This window comes from Streptomyces sp. W16 (assembly GCF_033194735.1).
Classification (GTDB): domain Bacteria; phylum Actinomycetota; class Actinomycetes; order Streptomycetales; family Streptomycetaceae; genus Streptomyces.
Genome location: NZ_JAWOAI010001181.1, coordinates 1 through 872, shown reverse-complemented (window position 1 = coordinate 872; position 872 = coordinate 1). Strand labels below are relative to the sequence as shown.

Sequence of the window (872 nt, the reverse complement as noted above, 5' to 3'; positions counted from 1 at the left end):
CCGGGCGGCAGCCGCAGCACCGCGTGCAGGCCCGCCGCGACCCCGGTGACCTCGATGTGCGGGGCCTGCGCGGCGAGCGCCGCGACGAGGCGGTCGCGGCGGCTCCGGTACCGCTGCCGCATCCGCCGCACATGACGGTCGTACGACCCCGACACGATGAAGTCGGCGAGGCTCAGCTGGTCGAGGACGCTCGCCCAGGCCTCGCGCTCGCCCTTGGCCGCGAGCACGCCCTCGACGTACCGCTCCGGCAGGACCATCCAGCCCAGGCGCAGCGCGGGGGACAGGCTCTTGCTGACCGAGCCGAGGAGGATCACCCGCTCCGGGTCGAGCCCCTGGACGGCGCCGACGGGTTTGCGGTCGTAGCGGAACTCGCCGTCGTAGTCGTCCTCCAGGACCACCCCGCCACGCGCGCGTGCCCAGTCGATCACGGCGGTCCTGCGCTCGGCGTGCAGCGGGCCGCCGGTGGGGAACTGGTGCGCGGGCGTGAGCAGTACGGCCCGCTCCTTCGCCAACTCCTCGACGCGTGCGCCGTGTTCGTCGATCGGCAGCGGCACGGTCCGTACGCCGGCTGTTCGCAGCAGTTCCCGGTGAAAGCCGAGTCCGTACGCCTCCACGGCCAGCGGTCCGCGCAGCACCCCGCCGCCGCCCTGGCCCAACAGCAGCCGCAGCCCGTGCGCGAAGCCGGAGCAGATCACGATGCGGTCGGGTGCGGTGCGTACGCCACGCGCGCGTGCCAGGTATTCGGTGAGCGCCTCCCGCAACTCGACCCGGCCGGCCGGGTCACCGGGCCCGAACACCTCGTCGGGCGCCTGCTGGAGCGCCCGCCGGTACGACGCGAGCCAGGCCGCGCGCGGGAACGCCGACGCGTCGGG

1 protein-coding gene is annotated in these 872 nt (G+C 74.9%); it reads right to left on the bottom strand.

Annotated elements, in window-relative coordinates:
- Positions 1-872, bottom strand: an 872-nt coding sequence (locus tag R6V09_RS54070; protein WP_317888680.1) for an aminotransferase-like domain-containing protein, incomplete at both ends; no start/stop codon positions are given.